Below are 19,253 nucleotides of genomic sequence, written 5' to 3' on the forward strand. Positions count from 1 at the left end.
CTCTAATTTTCGTTAATCAATGTTTAATAAAGTGAAAAGTACTCCGCAATTGGACCAAGTGCAAGTGCAGGAAAGAATGATAATGCGGCCACAATAGCGATTACAGCGAATACCATAAGCCCAAATGTTGCTGTATCTGTTTTCAATGTTCCGTCGCCCTCCGGAATAAATTTCTTTTCGGCCAATAGCCCCGCTATAGCAACTGGTCCAATAATCGGAAGGAAGCGGGAAAGGATCAAAACAAAACCCGTGCTGATATTCCACCAGACTGTATTGTCACCCAATCCTTCAAAGCCACTACCGTTGTTTGCGGCAGAGGAAGTATATTCATACAGCATTTCGCTAAAGCCATGAAAGCCCGGATTGTTCAATGATGCAGCGGTGTATCCGGGCAGTGCCGCAGCCAGTGCTGTTCCCACAAGGATCAGAAATGGATGTAACAGCGCAATGATCATAGCAATCTTCATTTCCCTGGCCTCCACTTTTTTCCCAAGGAATTCTGGCGTACGGCCGACCATTAGACCGCTTATGAATACAGCTAGAATAATGAAAATAAAGAAGTTGAGGATACCGACTCCACATCCGCCATAAAATGCATTGATCATCATTGCAAGTAATTCATTCATTCCAGACAGTGGCATGGTACTGTCGTGCATGGCATTGACAGAGCCTGTCGAGATCACAGTTGTCACTATACTCCAAAACCCTGAAGATGCTGCACCCAGACGTACTTCCTTACCCTCCATTGCACCCAATGAATTATCAATCCCCATGGCAGCAATTGCCGGATTGCCTTTAGCTTCCATCATAATATTTGGAATGGTCAGCATCAGAAAACCCACTGTCATCACCCCAAAAATCATCCACGCAAATTTTTTCCGCTTGATAAATATTCCAAGGGCGAATATCATTGCCAGTGGAACGATCAATTGAGCGATCATCTCAACCATATTCGATAGATAAGACGGATTTTCAAATGGATGGGCCGAATTTACGCCGAAAAATCCACCACCGTTTGTTCCAATATGTTTGATTGCTACAAATGCCGCTGCCGGACCTCTTGAAACAGCCACCGTATCACCTTGCAATGTCGTTATCGTATCTTTTCCTTCAAAAGTCATCGGTGTGCCATCAAAAGCTAAGATGATGGCGACCACAAACGAGAGTGGAAGTAGAATACGTGTGCAGGACTTCACAAAATAGTTATAAAAATTACCCAATGTGCTCGCTGTGCGATCCCGAAACGCTCTGAATACAGTTACTGCCGCGGCCAAACCGGTTCCTGCACTTACAAATTGGAGGAACATCAGCCAATACTGTCCCAGATAACTCAGCCCGGTTTCTCCCGAGTAATGCTGTAGGTTACAGTTGACAACGAAGGATATGACCGTGTTGAAAGCTAAGTCTGCCGACATACTCGGATTATTGTCGGGATTTAATGGCAGGCTCCCCTGTGTCATCAAAATAATCATACCGAACAAAAACCAGATCATATTGATCATAACCATGGCTACCATCTGCTCTTTCCAGTTCATTTCTGTCTGCGGATTGATACCAGCTATCTTATAAAATATCCGCTCTATTGGATTAAATATTGGATCCAGCAGTGTTCTTTCACCACCGTAGACTTTCGCAATGTATTTACCGAACGGTATCGCAAGCAGCACCGAAACGAAAAACATGACGATAATTCCTAAAATTTCTGTGTTCATTATAATATTATTGTTTAAATATATTTTCTAAGCTTCCTGATTACAGTTAGTCTATCAGGAGCAGTGATTTAAAATTTCTCTGGTTTTAATAGTACATAGCAGATATAGATAAACACACCTATTGCTATTAAAAATAATGCTGTCATATAAATACTTTTTATTTGATATATGTGCTGTTTTGCAGCAAATAGATCTGTTTAAGATTTTTTGGGATATTTTGGTACATATAAATCCACTGCTCTGTCGTACATCTCCGTTTCATCCCACGGAAAGAGCGTACAAAAAGGTTCTCAATAATATTACGGACATGATCGTCACCTTTTTTGTATAGCCAGGCAATGTATTTTAGTCGCATACTTATTTTTTCCAGCTGCCCAGCTGAAACCAAATAATTGAAATGGTTTACGATTGCCTGAAATATTCCGGCAAAATTTTTACGGGAAGACAGCGTATCTATTTCCTCCCTTATTTCCCCATAGTGCCTGGCAAGATAATGACCAGCAGATATTTCATTTATTTCGTTCATAGATAAATAAACTTCAAGCCTTTAAAGGCTATCAATTTTCTAAAATTGTTTTTATATATTCCTTTCTCAACTCAAGGGGTAACAATTCCATATGCAATTTTAAGCTACCCGGGCTTTCTTCCAATGACAACGCTGTCAGAAACTCATTCTCGATCGCGTTTTTTGTATATTGGTTACCACCCTTGTAAAGAAGGTTGATCACCTTCGCAATTTCTCTGACACTGTCTATATCATTTTCCTGACCGGTTTTTAATTTTTGCACACAGACTTCTGCGAGTTTATGAAGCAAGAGATAATCAGCGATTTTATCATCAAGATTATCCAAGTCAGGAATGAGTCCCGCAGTTTCGGGCGCCCATTGGCGAATAGTGTTTATGATTTTTGTGTTCATTTTTAAATTTTTTCAAAAAAGTCTATCGACTTGATGAATAAAAGAAAGCAGGCTATTCCCGCTAGGGTCAATACTATTGTAATCATCTCTTTTATTTTTTTATACTGTACTTAAATGTTTCATTACTGCTCCGAAAATCAGCATCACAATCATTGCTGCAAGCAAAAGGTGATAAGATTTTAGCCATTTTGGAAATGAGGGCGGTTCCTGCCTCTGTTTCCATTTAACATTTGATTTTCTCATTTTATCGAATTCTTTATTCCCACTATGCCAAATTGTATTCCAATAAAATAAAAAATAATACAACATTTTGATTTTAAGATATTTACATATATTTATGCGAAAAAATATATTCAAAAACCCTATCATTTTGATAGATGGATTATCAAAACGATAGTTATGTGATTTTTTTGGGGGTTGAGAACCATATTCTATTCAGACCAGCAATTGGAAATTTATTGGCGGTTATTACATAAGTTTTATAACTTAGTAATTCTCACAGCATTGTTTATTCTCTCACAGCTATCTACAATGAATGTAAATATTAACTGAAAATGATGTATCAACAAAAGAAATCACCTATCGAAAAAATCGTATCACCAATACAAAGTTTTATCCGTCAGCAAAAGTCCGGTGGCATAGTACTTGGAGTCAGTGTAGCCATAGCCTTAATTTTGGCAAATTCTCCATTGGCTACAGAATATCATCATATTTTGGAGCATACATTCGGACTGCAGTGGGATGGTAAAACGTATTTTGAATATAACCTGCACCATTGGATTAACGACGGTTTGATGTCCGTATTCTTCTTTGTTGTGGGATTGGAACTGAAGCGCGAAATTGTCGGCGGAGAACTGTCCAATCCACGTAAAGCCATGTTGCCAATTGCCGCGGCACTGGGGGGTATGGCCATTCCGGCACTGATCTATCTTTTATTTAATTCTTCAGGAGATGTCCATAGCGGCTGGGGAATTCCTATGGCTACGGATATAGCCTTTGCATTGGGCGTTTTATATTTATTGGGAGATCGTATTCCTCTAAACTTAAAGGTTTTTCTTACAGCCCTGGCTATTGTCGACGATCTTGGAGCAGTTCTGGTCATCGCATTTTTTTATACTTCCGAAATATCAACGCTTCATTTAGGGATCGGTGCATTAGTACTGTTGGCCATGTATATGGGAAATAAACTGGGCGTCAGGTCGATTATTTTTTATGCTGTCCTAGGGATAGGTGGCGTGTGGACAACATTTTTATTGTCCGGCGTACATGCGACTATTGCCGCAGTACTTGCTGCATTTACAATACCTGCCGATGTCAAAATCAACGAGCGAATATTCAGTAACAATATTCAGCGTCTTCTGGAGAAGTTTAAGCGTATAGATCCTGATAATGGCAAGCCCACATTAACAAATGAACAATTACATATTTTAGAGCAAGTACAGTCCAGTACCATTGCCGCTACTCCACCATTGCAGAGATTGGAGCATGCTATGCATCCAATGGTTACATTCGTAATCATTCCAATTTTTGCGTTATCGAATGCAGGTGTTTCACTGGCAATAGATATGGAACATTTATTCAGTACTAATGTCGCACTAGGTGTGGCTTTGGGGCTTTTGATCGGTAAAGTTGTCGGAGTTGTCGGTTTTACATATCTTTTTGTTAAACTAAAGGTTGCTCCATTTCCAAAAGGCATGAATATCTATAACCTGTTTGGACTGGGATTATTGGCCTCAATAGGATTTACTATGTCACTTTTTGTTACCTCATTGGCTTTCTCAAACGAAGAGTACGTAACACAGGCCAAAATTGGAATTTTTACCGCATCAATTATTGGAGGTTTATTGGGATATTATGTGTTAAGTAGACAGAGTAATAATAAAATCTAAAAATAGGTTATGCTTAAATCAATGAGATCGCATCTTAGAAGGCAGATCACCATCTTTTTTTTCTGAAATAAAAAAAGGTAATTATAACTATAATTGCCATCGCTGCTAAAACGATATAATAACCGTTCTGCTGGGCAAGTTCTGGCATATGTTCGAGATTCATTCCATATATTCCTGCAAGGAATGTTATCGGGAGAAAGTAAACCGAATAAATTGCCAGAAGTTTCATGACCTGATTTGCCTTTTGGTCGGAAAAAGCCATATACATAGCAATTAAATTGGATGCTTGGCCATTGAGATGATCAAAGTCAGCGATGACATCCTTATGTTTATCATACAGATCTGTTATCTGTCCTTCATTGAGCTGAAGCTTGCTAAATGCGCGTATCCATACACCTGATATTCCCAAAAGTCTGGCGCTCAATGCGGCTTTCCGCTTTAACGTATATAGCCGTCTGATCAGGTAGGAAGATTTTAGATTGTTTAAAAATATTTCATTTTCAAGCTCGTCCATTTTATCGATTAACTTTTTGTTCTGGTCATCATAAGATTTCATGACTTTTAGGGCAAGGTTCAGCGCTATTTTTTGTGGCGTAATCATTTCATCCCCGCATATAATTTCGTTCTTGCATGCATATATGCTCTGATTGGGAGTACGATGGACTGTTATTATAAAATGATCGACAATAAAAATACTTAATTTGGTACTGATATCACTAATGGTATTTAGGTTTTCCCGTTCGGTTTCGATATACTCCCGGGTAAGAAAAAATTTCAGGTTGCCATGTTCCTCAAATTTAGGGAGGTGATTTGGCTCCATGCTGTCGTCCAGTAACAATTTTTCTATGCCATATTGGTCCATTAGAACCTTTAGTTCATTAGAATCTGGAGATTCAACATCTATCCATGTACATATTTCATTTTTATAAATATAATTTAAAGCCATGCCATTGATTTATGAAATTTTATATTGTTCTATTTTTCGGTAAAGTGTCGCTACCCCGATCTCCAAAAGTCTGGCCGCTTCGGTTTTGTTTCCTTTGGTAAAGTTTAACACCTTCTGGATTTGTTTTTTTTCTACACTCGCCATGGAAAATGTAGAAAAATTAGCCATGTTAGATTCTCGGTACCTCAAGTCAATTGGAAGGGTTTCAACCGTCAGTTCGTTATCTTCCGCAAGTATCACACTCCTTTCAATGACATTTTTTAATTCACGGATATTACCTTTCCATGGATTTTTCATCAAAAAATTAAGATATTCATCTGTTAATCTTAGGTTTGTTTTATCGGACTTTATGCCAAATAAAGCAACATAATATTCCGATAGCAGCTTGATATCCGTTGGACGCTCCCGTAAGGGAGGTAATTGGATAGAGAAAACAGATAGACGGTAAAATAGATCGTCCCTAAAGTTTCCAATTTCAATTTCGTTCTCCAGCAGACGATTTGTTGCCGCAATGATTCGGACATTGACCTTTACAGACTTTGTGTCTCCAACGCGTATAAATTCACCGGTTTCCAGAACACGCAATATTTTGGATTGGAGATCAATTGCCATCTCTCCAATTTCATCCAAAAAAATCGTTCCATTATGGGCCTCTTCAAACAATCCTTTCTGATCTTTGTTCGCTCCCGTAAAAGCGCCGGTTTTATGTCCAAAAAGTTCATTTTCCAATAACTCTTTACTAAAAGCAGCACAGTTGATTGCGACAAAGTTATAGCTGGCACGTTTACTTGCCTGATGTATAGCCTGTGCGAAAACCTCCTTTCCTGTACCTGTTTCTCCGGTCAATAATACGGTGGTTTCCGCTGGGGCAACTTTTTTTGCCATTTCAATTGCACGCTTGATCGCTACGGATGTACCAATGATTTTATCGAAGGAATGTTTATTCCCAAGTTGTCTCTCGAGGTTTAGAACCCTCTTGTTTAGGGCAGCCTTTTCGCCAGCCTTGTATAATAGTGGGATAATCCTGTCATTATCATTTCCTTTCGTAATATAATCGAATGCGCCATTTTTGATTGCATTTACACTGTCCTTAATGTTACCGAAAGCTGTTAAAAGAATGATCTCAATAGCAGGATATTTGCTCTTAATAATTTTCACTGTTTCTATCCCATTGCCATCAGGAAGCTTCACATCGCATATAACGACATCTACATCTTCCAGTTCCAATTGTTTTAACCCTTTCTTGATGTTCGAAGCCTGGAATACTTCAAATCCTTCAAATCCTATGATCTTTGACAGTAAATTCCTCAACTTGTCTTCATCATCGATGATAAGTATGTTCATAATGTAATAACCCTATTAATAAGCCAATAAACCGCTGTTAATTATTTGTTTAAAATCTGCGTTTTTTTAATGTTGAGCTAGTCAACTCAATAGTACTTTGAACTAACTTTATCAAAAAAGAGTCCAAAAATTTATTCTAATCTTAAAGCGCTGGTGTCTAGCGCCAACCCTTTCAGCTTTTGTTTTTTTACAAAAAAAAGTCTATCAAAATGAGAGATATATTCTCATTTTGATAGACAAAAAGGATCTTAAGCTGGTAGGATCTATAAGATAAGGATCAGCTTCTATTAATTATAGCGCGGAGCGGGAGATCTGATGGATATAGACCATATATAAGTCTTTTGGTATCCCTTTAATAAATGATTTTTTTTCGCTCGTATCGCAGGAAAACAGCAATAGATCCAAAGAATAAATGAATATCTGCTCCACGGCATTCCGAAGACAGGAATCGCCTTTTTTATGGATGATGTTCATCAGAGAAAGCGATTTACTATATCTTTCACTGAATTTATTTTCAACGAAATACTTTATGTGCTTTGTAAAGATCCCGATAACCACAAATGCATTCTTTTCAGTTCCAACCTTTTTCATCTCTTTTTTCAATTCGGGAACCATTAGGATAATTTCCGATATTGCATGTTCAATATTCATATGATTTATTTGTTATAGTAAGAAAACTGTTCTGCATTGTAGCCGGGTCAAAAAGCATTGCAGTACAATAGCAGATTTTAAATTCCTTTTTCTTAAGATCAGCATAATTCACACAGCTCTGACACTTGTTCCAGAAATTTGCGTCTTGGGTTATTTCTGAAAAAGTAACAGGCAGTAAACCTAGTTTTGCATTTATTTTCATTGTGGCTAGCGAAGTAGTGATGCCAAAAATCTTTGCATGCGGATATTTCATTTTTGAAAGTTCAAATATCTGCCTTTTAATAAGGGTTGCAATACCTTTCCGTCGCCATAACGGGGAGACTATAAGTCCGCAGTGGGAAATAAATTCTCCTTGGGCATAGACTTCCAGATAAATGTAACCGACCCACTCTCCGCTCTCTGTTACTGCGATGACTGCATTGCCTTCAAGTATTTTATTGCAGATTGATTGCGGAGTTCGTGTTCCTATTCCTGTTCCGCGTGCCCTGGCCGATGATTTAGTTTCATCGGAAATTTCAATAGCATATTTGAGATCAGCTACTGTAGCTGTACGCACAATTATACTGTCAGTTTCCATATCATATATTTATTTAATGCAATTGGTGCCCCAACCTTGTGAAAGTCTTTCCAATAGTTCAATGTATCCGTTCAGTCCCTGTCCTATTTCTTCTAAGAATATAAATTCATCTGCTGTATGGGATCTGGATGAGTCCCCCGGGCCTAGCTTTAAAGAAGGTACTTTCAGCCAACCTCTGTCGGAACAGGTAGGAGAAATATAAGTTGACCAGCCGAGAGTCTTTCCTGCATGTATAAGCGGGTGTTCTTCACTGATTGAGGAGGCCCGCATAGGATTTCCGATTAGTTTTATCGATCCACTTACTTTTTCCCTTAAGATATCCATAATTTCTTCAGGCGTATAATTGGGGGTAATTCGTACATCGACAGTAAATCTACACTCGTCAGGTATTACATTGGATTGAATACCGGCATGGATCTCAGTTATCGTTAGTTTTATTACATCATCAAAAGTCTTATCGAGCTGGAATTGGCAGGATCCGATATTTTGGATTCCTGAAATGGCCATTATTATCGCATTGCTGCCTTCATTACGTGCAGCATGTTCAGCTTTGCCATAGCAGATAAATTCCAATGTCATGTTTCCCTTTTCAGCTATTGCCATCTGCATCATGGTGGGTTCCCCCACAATAGCAACAGAAATATCCTCAACTTGAGGAAGCACCATCGCTAGTCCTCCAGTACCGGATATTTCTTCCTCGGCGGTCGCTGCAAGGCATAAATTAAACGGTAAATCGTTTCTTGAGTAGAAATAACGGAATGCACCTATCAAGGAAACAAGGCTACCACCGGCATCGTTAGATCCCAGCCCGAAGATTCTTCCATTTTCTACTTTTGGTTCGAAGGGATCACGACCATATCCGTGGTTGGGCCTGACAGTGTCATGATGCGAATTCAGCAATATAGTAGGTTTATCTTTCTGGTAATAGAGGTTGTACAACCATAGGTTATTTCCAATGCGGTTAAACTCCATTCCGTGTCTTGAAAAAAAAGAAGACAGAACTTTGGCCGTATCTTCTTCTTCTTGACTAAAGGAAGGGGTTTTTATTAATTCTTTTAACAATTGTATGCACTCCGAATTTATAATTCCAATCCGGTCAGCAGACCAACTATCAATGATTGGTTCACAAATATTTTTCATATTAAAATTCGATCTTAAGTTGAATGTGCTCAATTTATCTGCATTGACTTATGTTCCTTAAGCAAAACGAAGGGAAGTTTCTTTTCGATAAGAATCCATTCATTTGGACTACAGATATTTTTAAAATCTTTAAATGCTGCAATAAAAATCTTTTTGATTTTGGATTTTACCTCCAGGTTTCCTCGATTATATGTATAACCCATAACCTGCATTGTCCAGTGCAGCCGATGCCATTCTTTCGCATACACCATTCCCTGTGTAAATTCAATGATCACTTGGAGGATTTGTGTGATTTTGTTTTTTAATTCTGGGCGTTTTAATTTCAGATATAGTTCTGGTATTACAGATACAACAAATTCTGTTGACTGAACAGTATCCCATCGTTTGGTTTCATCCATAGCTTTGTTAAATATTTATTTTGTGATATGCCAAAAGTATTCCAAATCAAAAAAACAAACTATATACACCTGTAAATCAGACTATTATTATATTTTTTATTAAAAAAAGTAAGCAATAGAGGCTCCCAATTTGATAGAGATATTTTCAAAATGAAATGAAGATAATTCTTGCCGATTTTACCCAAATTCAGATCGCGAAGCTTTATACAACCTATTTCATTTAACTCATATTAACCTGAGTTCGATTGTTAAAATGCAGTCAGTTGGCTAGTTTTTACTGTCTGGTATTTTATAGCAGGTTTTTTAGGGAAGAATGCATATGCGGTGAGTGCGGCGACTATGTTTGACACAAAGTTGGCAAAAGATCTATGTCTTGAATGTTCAATCTGGCATATGTTCTTGAGTTCATCATTGACAGTTTCTATGACCGATCTCTTTCTGAGCAGAATCTTGTCTGTCATGGTCATTAAGCTCTTTTTCATGTTGTTTCGGATGCTTGTGACAAGATGGATGTCGTTGACGAACAGGATATCGGTAAGCTTTTGGGAGATGTATCCCTTGTCTGCAAACAGCTTTCCGAACACTGCTTTGAGAAAGCCTTCGTTTTTAAGCGGTTCCCTGTCATCGACATTTGCCTGGGTAATGGCGAAATTCAAAATCTCGCCCTGATCATTGATCACAATGTGAAGCTTAAAGCCATAGAACCACCCCATAGTGGACTTGCCGACTTCGGCAATCCCCTTAAATACCCTATTGCGTTTGATGCGCTTATTGTTACATACCCGTATAGGTGTGGAGTCAACAAAGGATATTCCAGAGCATCTTCCCAGACAGCATGTTTTCAGGAAGATAGTCATAGGCATCAGTACGCTCTGGCTGAGTTCAACAAATCTGTTGTATGAGACGGTCCTGGGGAATTCGGACTTCATGTGCTTCTGTAAGTAGAAGATATAGAAGTGCTTGAAGCACCGGAAACCGCTCAGGTGAAACAACAGGCAAATGGAGATGACTTCGCTTTTGGACATGACCGGCGGACGCTTGGCAGCCCTGCCAAGAAGGAAGCGGGAAGTGGATTTGTCAAAATCTTTACAGAACTCGTCGACAAGACAGAAAATATCGTTAACTTTATTGATGTCAATCATAGCGGGAACAAATAGTTAAATATTTGGTTTTAAGATACTTAAATATAAAACTATTCCCCCTATATTACAACTTATTATACCAAATTATTAATCGAACTCAGGTTATTAGAACGATATAGGTTGGAAGGAATGCATTATTTGAACTATTGGGTGAACACGGGCTTCTAGTCATTATGTAGCAAGCAGAAGTTGGGCAGAGCCCTACTTTTCTTGCCCTATGCTCTGCAAATGAGGTTTAGAGTATCCTCCGGGGATACTCTATTCGCTTAATGATAGCATTAAGCCTCTTTTCAGTATACTGGACAGTATACTTTTTAATCCATTCCAACATGAAAATAATAGATTGTATATCGAATAGGCTATATATTTATATAAATAACTTATCAGCTAACCCCGTATCCAAATAGATCTTTGTTCACCTGACCTAACGTAATCTTCATTTCAGTTTCTCAACTACTTTTTATATAATGTTCATTCTTTTGGACTATTTAAAGCTTTCCTAATAATCTGAATGTAACATATTTATCGTTTTTTTGCAGTAAAAACTGTAGTTTTTGAGAGATAGGATGACAATAATTATATTTGAATGTAAACCGTATTGCGAAAAGCTTGAAAAGACAGATGCTTAAAATAAATAATTTAAAGAAATTTTATGGCAGTCACCTAGCCTTACAGATAGGGGACCTAGAATTCGGAGAGGGAATATACTGGATCAAAGGACATAATGGTTCGGGAAAAAGTACATTGCTCAAATGCTTGGCGGGCATCCTATCATTCAATGGTGAGATTTCATATGAGGGTTTTTCTTTAAGAAAGGCCCCAGAAAAGTACCTTAGATTTGTCAATTATTCTGCTACGGAACCCGTTTACCCGGATTTTTTGTTCGGAACACATCTGCTCGATCTTTTTTTCAAATGTAAGGGAGAAAACAGCAACCATATAGATTCCATGATCGAATGTTTTGGAATGCAAGATTATATCAGCAGCCAGCCTATATCTCAATATTCCAGTGGGATGCTCAAAAAGCTGTCCTTACTCCTGGCTTTTGTAGGCAATCCCAGATTAATCTTATTAGACGAACCATTCATTACACTAGACCTTGAGGCTTCCGCATTTTTAAGCGAATGGATCTGTAGATTCAAAGAAAAACATTGTACGATAATTATGACCTCACATCTGGACAGCCTCCCGTTTCCATCGGAAGAAATTGAACTACAAAAAGGTATCCTAACAAATTAATATCAATGCAATTAACCCTCATCAAGATTTTTGCGAAAGGTTTTTACAAAAAATATGCGAAAGCATTTATGTTAGGATTCTGCATGTTTTTCAGCTATTGTATATTTATACAGACTGCTGGAGAATGGTTAACGGAATCGAGCGATTTCTGGACCATGTTCATCTCACTCAAAGTAGCAACAGATCCCTTTTTTATCGCCTTATTTTGGTTATTTTCCCTATTCTACGCGATATTGTTTTCAAAATATATAAGGATGCAGCTGAGGGAGGGAAAAAATACATTCCTGCAATATACACTCAATGGGATTAATGTACGATCTCGACTCAGACATTGGGCTGTCGTTACCTTAATTGGATATATCCCTCTGCTTTTATACGCCTGCTATAGTCTGGGTATCGGTTATTATATAGCTAAAAACTACAGAGGGGGATTAACAGTGCTGTATCTCCTGATTCTAGTAATAGCAACTGCAATTTACACGGATCAATTTCGATTGATTTCTATAAATGAGGGCCGAAATATATTACTATCTTATTCCAAGAAATTTAATAGGAGGCAACTGAATCTATTCAATATATACAACCATATCATCAATAACCGTACGTCTTTGATTGTTACAAAACTGATCAGCTTACTGACTATATATACACTGACCAATCTCTTTGATATTAAAGAAACAGAAAATAATACAAGATTTGTCATTTATCTTACCCTGACATTAGCCTGTTTCAATGCTGTTTTGCTATACAAAGACTTTATCTTTGAAGGGACGAAACTTATATTTTTGCTCAATTTTCCGGTCAGTAAAATCCGTCGTTTCATCTCCTCCATGCCTTATTTTGTCCTGCTTATTCTACCCGAAATCATTTTTATAATTTCGGCATTTAATTTTCATTTATCGGCTATTGCTATTTGTTCAGCCATTATCTTTCTTCTCTCTGTCAGGAGCTTAATTTTTCTTGTTGGAAACAGTCCATTATCCGTTATAAAATCTATCAGCACATATTACTTCCTAGCGCTGATCTTTATTCTTTATGAACTTCATTTCTTTGTATTATTTATCACACTGATTGCGTCGTACCTAATGTTCATCAGGCATTCAACGTATGAAAAGTTACAGAACAATCAGGACTAAAAAACTTCAGGATGAAAACCTGCTATAGTCAGATACTTCTAGACTATAAAGGGATAAATAGCTTTTTTATTATATTTATGATATGTCAGCACATTACTTTAAGGCAAGAAAAATATTAGATTTCAAGCCACATCCTTTCTCAATCGGAACTATAAAAGGAGTTCCTAGTGGATATGAAGACAATCATTTTCTTTTAAAGATCTATGGCTTAAAACGGGAGGTATTGGGCGACTACTATCAGTACCATCTGGAATATTATCTTTCCGGCGGAGACCGTTCAGAAAAAGAGTTCTTTTCCCATGTGTGGCATATCGTTTCCGATAGGATCGATTATTTTAAAGGCCAGAGCCCCTATTCCTCCAAACATCCACTCTATGTTTCAAATATCAAAAAGCTGAATGAATTCCTTAATTTTCTTGCACCACTGGATAAATGGAACATGCGGCCAAATGATATGCTGATTAAGGAAAAGGATGAACAGATCTCGGGATTGCAGTCAGAATTGGAAGTCCTGCAGAAGAAACTGGCCGATCTTGAAAAATACGAGGTGTCTGTCAAACCAATGGTCCAGGACGAGCATCTTCCCACTTTTATCGACCTGCTCCAACAGATGAGAAACCTATCCCTTCCGAATGGAAGGAAGCTACTGGTCAGCGACCACGAAAGCCCTTATTACAAAATGGTCTCGAAATATTTCGTCTACAATGGCAAAGATATACCGGTCAATACCGTCCGGAATTATTTCGTACAGAAAGATCCAAAAGATTCCATGAAAGGCGTCAAAATCCCCAACGACAAAAAACTGTTCCAGATAGTACCCGTAAAACAGGGATAATAGCGATCCTGTTCGAATGTTGAACATGACCAACGGAGTCCGATGGTCATCCAGACTGTTCTCCCAGCATCCAATTTTGTAACCGTGGCAAGGCACAGAAGCCGGGCCTATATTGTTCACAAAATTTGATATGCTATGGTATTTGACATCCTGACAAAAGAAGACTTACAGCAGTTCAAGAAAGAACTGTTCGAAGAGATCAAACAAGTCTTAAGAAGAGAAAACTTAGGGAACAGCGGAGATAAGGAATGGCTCCGCAGTAGGGAGGTCAGAAAGAAACTGGACATATCTCCCGGAACCTTGCAGAACCTACGGATCACAGGAACACTCCCCTTTAAAAAGATCGGGGGCAGTATGTACTATCGCAGCAGCGATGTCGATAAAATGATGGAAGGAGGAAATGGCAATGGATAACAGCATGCAGGACCATTACTTTAACTCATATTTAGAGCAAACCGCAAAAGATAGCAGGCTGCTTCCATCACATATCGGACTGCTCCTGGCAATGTTCTATTATCACCAGAAAGAGCGTCCCGGGGATTTCTTTCATTCCAGCCGTAAGAAGCTGATGCATTTTTCTCGTATAAAGTCCATTGCGACCTATCACAAATGCCTTTCCGATCTGGTACTTTATGGATATGTGGATTACATTCCCTCCTGGCATCCGACAAAGGCCAGCAAGTTTCGGTTTATCATCGACAATAATTCCCGTAGTAATGGCTAGATCAGATGAAAATACACGGTCAGTCCGCTTCCCGGAGGAAGTGGATGGCCGACTTTCACTGCTTTCGCGTAAACTGGGCAGGACCAAGCGGCAATTGGTGATGGAGATGGTCGATTATTTTTACAGGAGCAAAAAAGACCCTGCTGACCTGAATGATGAGGTACTGAAAAAAGAACTCTCCAGTGGGGTAAGCCGTATACTTTCCTTTATCCGAAAACAGGAGACCGACCTATTGGTTCCCCTGTATTCCATGCTGGACGAGCTTGGTGCTGTCACCAAACAGCAATCCAGTATAATTGACCTGATTTCCGACGAACAGCAGCAGGCATCAGAATTTCTAAAGGCAAATACGGAATATCTCGGGAGTCTGGATAAAGTTCTTAAAAAAATATTTTTGGGAATTACTCAGAGGCAGGAATTAAAGGATGGTTTCAGAAGGATCCTTGAACATTACATCGTCCAGCGGGAAACACTGGGATGGCCCGCATCCGCCGCAAAAAAAGAGGAACTCGCCAAACAGGTCAGGGAGTCACTGGATAAACTTTAGGTGCTATGTATATCAATATCACGGATTCTGAAACAGGGAATAACAAAGGAAGTTGTGGTGATCTTGTCGCCTATCTGGAAAAAGAAAACCGCCTACCCGATAATAAAAAACAGGAACACTGGTTCAATGGCGGGCGGAATGACATTAAACCCCATGAAGTACGTATCGGGATTGATGGCAATATTGCCAAACTGGGCAGGGAGGACAGTAAATTCTTCCTGCTCAATATTAGTCCCAGCAAAAAAGAGATCGATTTCCTGCTCGCTACTTATGGTGAGGACGGCGCAAAGAAAAAATTAAAGGAATATGCTGCACGGATCATGGATGAATATGCGCGTAATTTTAAACGTCCCGGAATAGAAAATAATAAAGACTTGTTATGGTTCGCCAAACTGGAAAACTACCGTTACTATAGCTACAAGGACAAGGAAGTCAAGAATGGCACGAGAAAAGTGGGGCAACGAAAAGAAGGCCCACAGATGCACATTCAGGTCGTTGTAAGCCGAAAGGACATCACCAACCGTATCAAACTAAGCCCACAGAACAGGTCCCGGGGCAGGAATGTGGAACATTCCAAAAAGCTCGGGCAGTTTGACCAGATGGCCTTTAAGCAGTGCGGCGAAACTGTCTTTGACAGGATGTTCGGTTTTGACCGAAAACTGAAAGAAACTTTGCAGTATGCGAATATCATGAAGAATGGTGATGCTGAACAGAAGGCAAGGCTTCACTCCTTTGACAGGCTTCTGGAAAGAGGGGCCATCCCAAAAATGAAAGAAGGCTGGACAGATAGGCTACTTTCTAGCCCTGCTCAGGACAGGTCTACCGTACTTGGTGATATATTTTCCTCATTTGCCACAAATGGACTTGGACTCCTGGATATCCTTCTTGATCCTGTTCAGGAGTTAGGCGGTCAGGGAACGGTCACTGATGAGGAAGAAAGGAGAAGAAAACGAAAGAAGAAAAAACGAGGCCTGCGAAGGTAAAAAGCTATTCAATTAATTATGAAAGTGGTATAGAACAATAATCCAGCATGAGATAAAAATTATCTGCCGGATCATTGTATCGGCTTTCCCCAAGCTATCACACCTAATTTTTTCGGTAAAAGGTAGGCTATATATCTATTGATATATATAGCTACTGATATGGATGTCCATCGTTACCGCCTTCGCAAATTCACCCACGATGACACAAAGGTCAAGGGTATACTAAACGCCCCTACGCATAATCTCCTAGATTGCGCCCTTGACCCAATTGTGCCATCCTACCTTTTGGTGGCCTAAGCGGTGAGGATGGAATGGTGTGTCCCGACCATCCGGCAACAAGGGAGGGGGGAGTAAATACCTATTTATTAGAATAGTAATAAACTGTTCTCAAAAAAACAATCGAAAATGGGTGAATAGGGGTGTTATTTTTATAAAGCTACTCATGGTCAAGACAGATAGAGAGAATGTAATAAAAAAGATAGACGCCTCAACATATAAAAATGTCATATAGACCAAATAAATCGTATATTAGGTTTATTTGCTCCATTTCACTGATTAAGTTGGTGCTACCAACTTATTAATAACTTAAAGCATGAAAAAATTAAAATCATTAGTATTTATTTTATTGATTGGACTGGGAATCTGTAATGCCCAAACCAACAAAAGGCACTTTATCGACCTGCCTTCAACCGATCCGAAAATGACTTTTGAGAACGTATTGCAGCTTTTTCTTTCGAGCGATTATTTTGTCGTTTCAGCGGATAAAGGCTCGGGGCTTATACAATGTAAAATCGTTAAGGACGACCGCAAAGTTTTTTCAAGTCTAAAAGTTGATATTCTCGAATACAATCTCCTGATACGAGAAAACCAAGATAAAGGTACACGGATATATATTCAGGCCAACCTTAAACAAAAAATTCGTTCTGTTAGCGTGAATAACGACGGAGTTTATAATGATGATGTCGGTGTCACAAAAAAGCCAAAACATTATGAAGACTTAATAGCATTTCTTAAATCTAATTTAAATTAGATTTTGGAGAAAAAGGTAGATTTATACCGTCATTAATTGACTTTTCCACTCGGATATATTATGTTAAAAAAGTATTCAAAACAGAAGAGATCCAGTTTTTCTCATTTCCAATAGGACCTGCTCACCATTCCGCAGAAAGAATACAGAATATCACGGTTTCCTGACAGAAGGACCTGGGTACATACTCGCTGTAAATTGTCCAGTACCTGATACATTGTCGTGGCCCTTGGACGAAATCCAAAAAAAGTTGACACTTTCCATTGTTCGAGCATTACGTGCAGATCGATCACCGGAAAACCCGGGCGCTGCGTAAGACGTGGGCTGGCATTTCGTAGTTCGTTGAGCTCCGTCTTCAGCACGATCTGATACCAGCAGAGTGTGTCGGTATCGACCTTTTGCAGATATCCGGGGAGCTTGGTAAGGTAACGTATTTCCAATAAAAGGAGTTCATTCGTGTCATCCTCCATATAGGCCTGGTTCATCTGCTGTTCGATCTTGTGCCACTCTCGTCTGAACAATATGGAATATTTTTCCAGCCCCTTACGTAGACGGGCATAGATCCTGACCGTATCCGGCGGCCTGACGGGACAGACTTTCGCCTCAGATATCCGATCCGCCTTGGAGGAAGTTACATGGGCAAGGATGTTCGGTTTCGAATATTTTAGAAATTCAGGATCTTTTGCAAACTTTTTAATCAGTTCCTGATAGGCCATGTCAGAAATACCCCCTCCGTGTTCAGAAGATCCTAAAGACCGAATAAATCCGATCTGAGATTCAGTTGGCGTGGCCACGTCACAAGCGGCTGAAAACATTGTGAAGATGCATATACGTACCCAATCCCGATCTTTCGAAGAAAAATGCTCAGTCTCGAGTCTGTCTGCCAACAGTTTTGCCGTACCATAATAAAAATTGAGCAATGCATCCCTAGGTTCAGGTTCCGGGAGTAAAAGATAAGGATCCAGCACACTGCGAGCAATCGAGTCTATCCAGTCAATATGATCGAGTCTGGAAATAACCTTTTCCCGCAGGTAGAGAAACCTCTCCTCAAGCCTTGCCCGGTCCATGTTTCTCATCCGTTCGAGTGTCTCTTTATAATATCTGTCCTTGTTATATTGGTCCCAGTTTTTTTCAAGGTTTTTAAAAGGAAAATAATAAAGGATCTTTTCGAGCGAGTTCCTGCTCCGTTTTCTCTTGCCTTTGAAATAATAGGTCAGCAGATTGACACAGAATGAAAAAAAATCCATACCAGAAAAGGACCGGGTTTGGATCCGCTCGACCATGTCCCTTATGTGGGCCGAAGTTTCCTCAGCAAGTTCTGCGATATAGTAAGTTGTGGATAGCGGAGTGTCCGGTAGGTCGGCTTCCCAGAAATGGAATTTTTTACCATCGATTTTCAGGCCGGGCACCATAGTATCTTCAAAGAAGATGTCCAGACTGACATATTCGCCGGGGATGAGGTTCTGTACAAGGGTTTGCTTGCCCTGCCAGAAGAGCTTACATTCACCCGACAGACTCTCTCCAGTAAAATGTTCGCCGAATTGGAAGTCAATGTTTCCTTCAAGTTGGATATTCAGTGTCAATACAGGCCTATTGGGAATTGAAAGGAGGCTGACATTCTTTTTTACGGTGTATCTGGAAAAGCGGAAATGACAGGATGAGTCGTAGGCGGAGAATGTCTCAATAATACAGCTGTCGGATACCTGTTTGGAATCGGCGACCTGATACCGCTCAAATGCGGCCATCTCCCAAGGCCCGAGAGCATAGGGAGGCTGCACGGCTTTTTCCCCCAGATCAACAAAAATATAATTGGCATACATCATCTGATTAGTTCCATTGTACCAACCTTACCTAGATTGATTATCCGGCGTACCTTCTTTAGCTAACGCCAGCTCCAGACAAGATAACAAAAAATAACATTATATGAATTGCTTTTAAGAGTGCCACACAACAATATGAAGTTGTAAAACTCAATATTCTGGCACAACTCTGTCTAAACCTCATGACATTTAGCTTAAATTCGATAAGTTTTTAGGATTAAAAAAT

21 protein-coding genes are annotated in these 19,253 nt (G+C 39.3%); 9 read left to right on the forward strand and 12 right to left on the reverse strand.

Annotated elements, in window-relative coordinates; all coding sequences use genetic code 11:
- Nucleotides 1-23: 23 nt before the first annotated feature.
- The 4 genes from kdpA to B3H30_RS13405 all read right to left on the reverse strand — a co-directional run bounded on the left by kdpA (nt 24) and on the right by B3H30_RS13405 (nt 2,629).
- The gene (gene kdpA, locus B3H30_RS13395) at nt 24-1,712 is read right to left on the reverse strand and encodes a potassium-transporting ATPase subunit KdpA (protein ID WP_286834388.1); all 1,689 of its coding nucleotides are present in this window, start codon (nt 1,710-1,712) and stop codon (nt 24-26) included.
- A 68-nt stretch (nt 1,713-1,780) separates the two neighbouring features.
- Complete coding sequence (kdpF, locus tag B3H30_RS24880) at nt 1,781-1,858, reverse strand: K(+)-transporting ATPase subunit F (RefSeq protein ID WP_369012353.1); 78 nt, start codon at nt 1,856-1,858, stop codon at nt 1,781-1,783.
- A gap of 11 nt (nt 1,859-1,869) precedes the next feature.
- Nucleotides 1,870-2,238, reverse strand: coding sequence for a DUF7674 family protein (locus B3H30_RS13400; protein WP_286834391.1), 369 nt, complete (start codon nt 2,236-2,238; stop codon nt 1,870-1,872).
- Nucleotides 2,239-2,269: 31 nt separating this feature from the next.
- Nucleotides 2,270-2,629, reverse strand: a complete 360-nt coding sequence (locus tag B3H30_RS13405) for a DUF7674 family protein (protein ID WP_286834393.1) — start codon at nt 2,627-2,629, stop codon at nt 2,270-2,272.
- Nucleotides 2,630-3,183: 554 nt separating this feature from the next.
- Between B3H30_RS13405 and nhaA the strand changes: the two genes are divergently transcribed.
- A complete protein-coding gene (nhaA, locus tag B3H30_RS13410; protein ID WP_286834396.1) occupies nt 3,184-4,518 on the forward strand; it encodes a Na+/H+ antiporter NhaA in 1,335 nt (444 codons plus the stop codon).
- A gap of 46 nt (nt 4,519-4,564) precedes the next feature.
- Here the strand turns inward: nhaA and B3H30_RS13415 are convergent, their stop codons facing one another.
- The 7 genes from B3H30_RS13415 to B3H30_RS13445 form a co-directional block, all read right to left on the reverse strand.
- Nucleotides 4,565-5,464 (reverse strand): CorA family divalent cation transporter, encoded by a 900-nt coding sequence (locus B3H30_RS13415; RefSeq protein WP_286834398.1) that lies wholly within the window; start codon nt 5,462-5,464, stop codon nt 4,565-4,567.
- 9 nt (nt 5,465-5,473) lie between these two features.
- Nucleotides 5,474-6,808, reverse strand: a complete 1,335-nt coding sequence (locus B3H30_RS13420; RefSeq protein WP_286834401.1) for a sigma-54-dependent transcriptional regulator — start codon at nt 6,806-6,808, stop codon at nt 5,474-5,476.
- Nucleotides 6,809-7,099: 291 nt separating this feature from the next.
- Nucleotides 7,100-7,459, reverse strand: a complete 360-nt coding sequence (locus B3H30_RS13425; RefSeq protein ID WP_286834402.1) for a DUF7674 family protein — start codon at nt 7,457-7,459, stop codon at nt 7,100-7,102.
- A complete protein-coding gene (locus tag B3H30_RS13430; RefSeq protein WP_286834405.1) occupies nt 7,449-8,036 on the reverse strand; it encodes a GNAT family N-acetyltransferase in 588 nt (195 codons plus the stop codon). The genes B3H30_RS13425 and B3H30_RS13430 overlap by 11 nt, the downstream gene beginning before the upstream one ends.
- 9 nt (nt 8,037-8,045) lie before the next feature.
- Nucleotides 8,046-9,176 carry a M20/M25/M40 family metallo-hydrolase gene (locus B3H30_RS13435; protein ID WP_286834407.1) on the reverse strand — a complete coding sequence of 377 codons (1,131 nt, stop codon included), beginning with the start codon at nt 9,174-9,176 and terminating at the stop codon, nt 8,046-8,048.
- Nucleotides 9,177-9,205: 29 nt separating this feature from the next.
- On the reverse strand, nt 9,206-9,574 hold the full coding sequence (locus B3H30_RS13440) for a DUF7674 family protein (protein ID WP_286834410.1): 369 nt from the start codon (nt 9,572-9,574) through the stop codon (nt 9,206-9,208).
- A 248-nt stretch (nt 9,575-9,822) separates the two neighbouring features.
- Nucleotides 9,823-10,716, reverse strand: coding sequence for an IS982 family transposase (locus B3H30_RS13445; RefSeq protein WP_286834413.1), 894 nt, complete (start codon nt 10,714-10,716; stop codon nt 9,823-9,825).
- Nucleotides 10,717-11,337: 621 nt separating this feature from the next.
- Here B3H30_RS13445 and B3H30_RS13450 point away from each other — a divergent pair.
- The 8 genes from B3H30_RS13450 (at nt 11,338) to B3H30_RS13485 (ending at nt 17,210) form a co-directional block, all read left to right on the forward strand.
- On the forward strand, nt 11,338-11,955 hold the full coding sequence (locus B3H30_RS13450) for an ABC transporter ATP-binding protein (RefSeq protein WP_286834414.1): 618 nt from the start codon (nt 11,338-11,340) through the stop codon (nt 11,953-11,955).
- Nucleotides 11,956-11,960: 5 nt separating this feature from the next.
- Entirely contained in the window at nt 11,961-13,091 is a 1,131-nt protein-coding gene (locus B3H30_RS13455) for a hypothetical protein (RefSeq protein WP_286834416.1), read from the forward strand.
- Between the two features lie 82 nt (nt 13,092-13,173).
- Nucleotides 13,174-13,926 carry a TMF family protein gene (locus tag B3H30_RS13460; RefSeq protein WP_286834418.1) on the forward strand — a complete coding sequence of 251 codons (753 nt, stop codon included), beginning with the start codon at nt 13,174-13,176 and terminating at the stop codon, nt 13,924-13,926.
- 135 nt (nt 13,927-14,061) lie between these two features.
- Nucleotides 14,062-14,340, forward strand: coding sequence for a helix-turn-helix domain-containing protein (locus B3H30_RS13465; protein WP_286834421.1), 279 nt, complete (start codon nt 14,062-14,064; stop codon nt 14,338-14,340).
- Nucleotides 14,327-14,650: a hypothetical protein gene (locus B3H30_RS13470; protein WP_286834423.1), complete on the forward strand. Its 324-nt coding sequence runs from the start codon at nt 14,327-14,329 to the stop codon at nt 14,648-14,650. The genes B3H30_RS13465 and B3H30_RS13470 overlap by 14 nt, the downstream gene beginning before the upstream one ends.
- On the forward strand, nt 14,643-15,197 hold the full coding sequence (locus B3H30_RS13475) for a BfmA/BtgA family mobilization protein (protein ID WP_286834425.1): 555 nt from the start codon (nt 14,643-14,645) through the stop codon (nt 15,195-15,197). Before B3H30_RS13470 ends, B3H30_RS13475 begins: the two co-directional genes overlap by 8 nt.
- A 5-nt stretch (nt 15,198-15,202) precedes the next feature.
- Entirely contained in the window at nt 15,203-16,180 is a 978-nt protein-coding gene (locus tag B3H30_RS13480) for a DUF5712 family protein (RefSeq protein WP_286834427.1), read from the forward strand.
- 592 nt (nt 16,181-16,772) lie between these two features.
- A complete protein-coding gene (locus tag B3H30_RS13485; RefSeq protein WP_286834430.1) occupies nt 16,773-17,210 on the forward strand; it encodes a hypothetical protein in 438 nt (145 codons plus the stop codon).
- A gap of 101 nt (nt 17,211-17,311) precedes the next feature.
- On the opposite strand, the gene B3H30_RS13490 is transcribed toward B3H30_RS13485, so the two are convergent.
- Nucleotides 17,312-19,030, reverse strand: a complete 1,719-nt coding sequence (locus tag B3H30_RS13490; protein WP_286834433.1) for a hypothetical protein — start codon at nt 19,028-19,030, stop codon at nt 17,312-17,314.
- Nucleotides 19,031-19,253: the final 223 nt, after the last annotated feature.

The sequence above is a fragment of the Sphingobacterium sp. UBA7038 genome (assembly GCF_002494055.1).
In the GTDB taxonomy this organism is placed as follows: Bacteria; Bacteroidota; Bacteroidia; order Sphingobacteriales; family Sphingobacteriaceae; genus Sphingobacterium; species Sphingobacterium multivorum.

Excerpts from the sequence above, each read along its gene's own strand:
- kdpA (WP_286834388.1), bottom strand. The coding sequence starts at position 1,712 with ATGAACACAGAAATTTTAGGAATTATCGTCATGTTTTTCGTTTCGGTG.
- kdpF (WP_369012353.1), bottom strand. The coding sequence starts at position 1,858 with ATGACAGCATTATTTTTAATAGCAATAGGTGTGTTTATCTATATCTGC.
- B3H30_RS13400 (WP_286834391.1), bottom strand. The coding sequence starts at position 2,238 with ATGAACGAAATAAATGAAATATCTGCTGGTCATTATCTTGCCAGGCAC.
- B3H30_RS13405 (WP_286834393.1), bottom strand. The coding sequence starts at position 2,629 with ATGAACACAAAAATCATAAACACTATTCGCCAATGGGCGCCCGAAACT.
- nhaA (WP_286834396.1), top strand. The coding sequence starts at position 3,184 with ATGATGTATCAACAAAAGAAATCACCTATCGAAAAAATCGTATCACCA.
- B3H30_RS13415 (WP_286834398.1), bottom strand. The coding sequence starts at position 5,464 with ATGGCTTTAAATTATATTTATAAAAATGAAATATGTACATGGATAGAT.
- B3H30_RS13420 (WP_286834401.1), bottom strand. The coding sequence starts at position 6,808 with ATGAACATACTTATCATCGATGATGAAGACAAGTTGAGGAATTTACTG.
- B3H30_RS13425 (WP_286834402.1), bottom strand. The coding sequence starts at position 7,459 with ATGAATATTGAACATGCAATATCGGAAATTATCCTAATGGTTCCCGAA.
- B3H30_RS13430 (WP_286834405.1), bottom strand. The coding sequence starts at position 8,036 with ATGGAAACTGACAGTATAATTGTGCGTACAGCTACAGTAGCTGATCTC.
- B3H30_RS13435 (WP_286834407.1), bottom strand. The coding sequence starts at position 9,176 with ATGAAAAATATTTGTGAACCAATCATTGATAGTTGGTCTGCTGACCGG.
- B3H30_RS13440 (WP_286834410.1), bottom strand. The coding sequence starts at position 9,574 with ATGGATGAAACCAAACGATGGGATACTGTTCAGTCAACAGAATTTGTT.
- B3H30_RS13445 (WP_286834413.1), bottom strand. The coding sequence starts at position 10,716 with ATGATTGACATCAATAAAGTTAACGATATTTTCTGTCTTGTCGACGAG.
- B3H30_RS13450 (WP_286834414.1), top strand. The coding sequence starts at position 11,338 with ATGCTTAAAATAAATAATTTAAAGAAATTTTATGGCAGTCACCTAGCC.
- B3H30_RS13455 (WP_286834416.1), top strand. The coding sequence starts at position 11,961 with ATGCAATTAACCCTCATCAAGATTTTTGCGAAAGGTTTTTACAAAAAA.
- B3H30_RS13460 (WP_286834418.1), top strand. The coding sequence starts at position 13,174 with ATGTCAGCACATTACTTTAAGGCAAGAAAAATATTAGATTTCAAGCCA.
- B3H30_RS13465 (WP_286834421.1), top strand. The coding sequence starts at position 14,062 with ATGGTATTTGACATCCTGACAAAAGAAGACTTACAGCAGTTCAAGAAA.
- B3H30_RS13470 (WP_286834423.1), top strand. The coding sequence starts at position 14,327 with ATGGCAATGGATAACAGCATGCAGGACCATTACTTTAACTCATATTTA.
- B3H30_RS13475 (WP_286834425.1), top strand. The coding sequence starts at position 14,643 with ATGGCTAGATCAGATGAAAATACACGGTCAGTCCGCTTCCCGGAGGAA.
- B3H30_RS13480 (WP_286834427.1), top strand. The coding sequence starts at position 15,203 with ATGTATATCAATATCACGGATTCTGAAACAGGGAATAACAAAGGAAGT.
- B3H30_RS13485 (WP_286834430.1), top strand. The coding sequence starts at position 16,773 with ATGAAAAAATTAAAATCATTAGTATTTATTTTATTGATTGGACTGGGA.
- B3H30_RS13490 (WP_286834433.1), bottom strand. The coding sequence starts at position 19,030 with ATGATGTATGCCAATTATATTTTTGTTGATCTGGGGGAAAAAGCCGTG.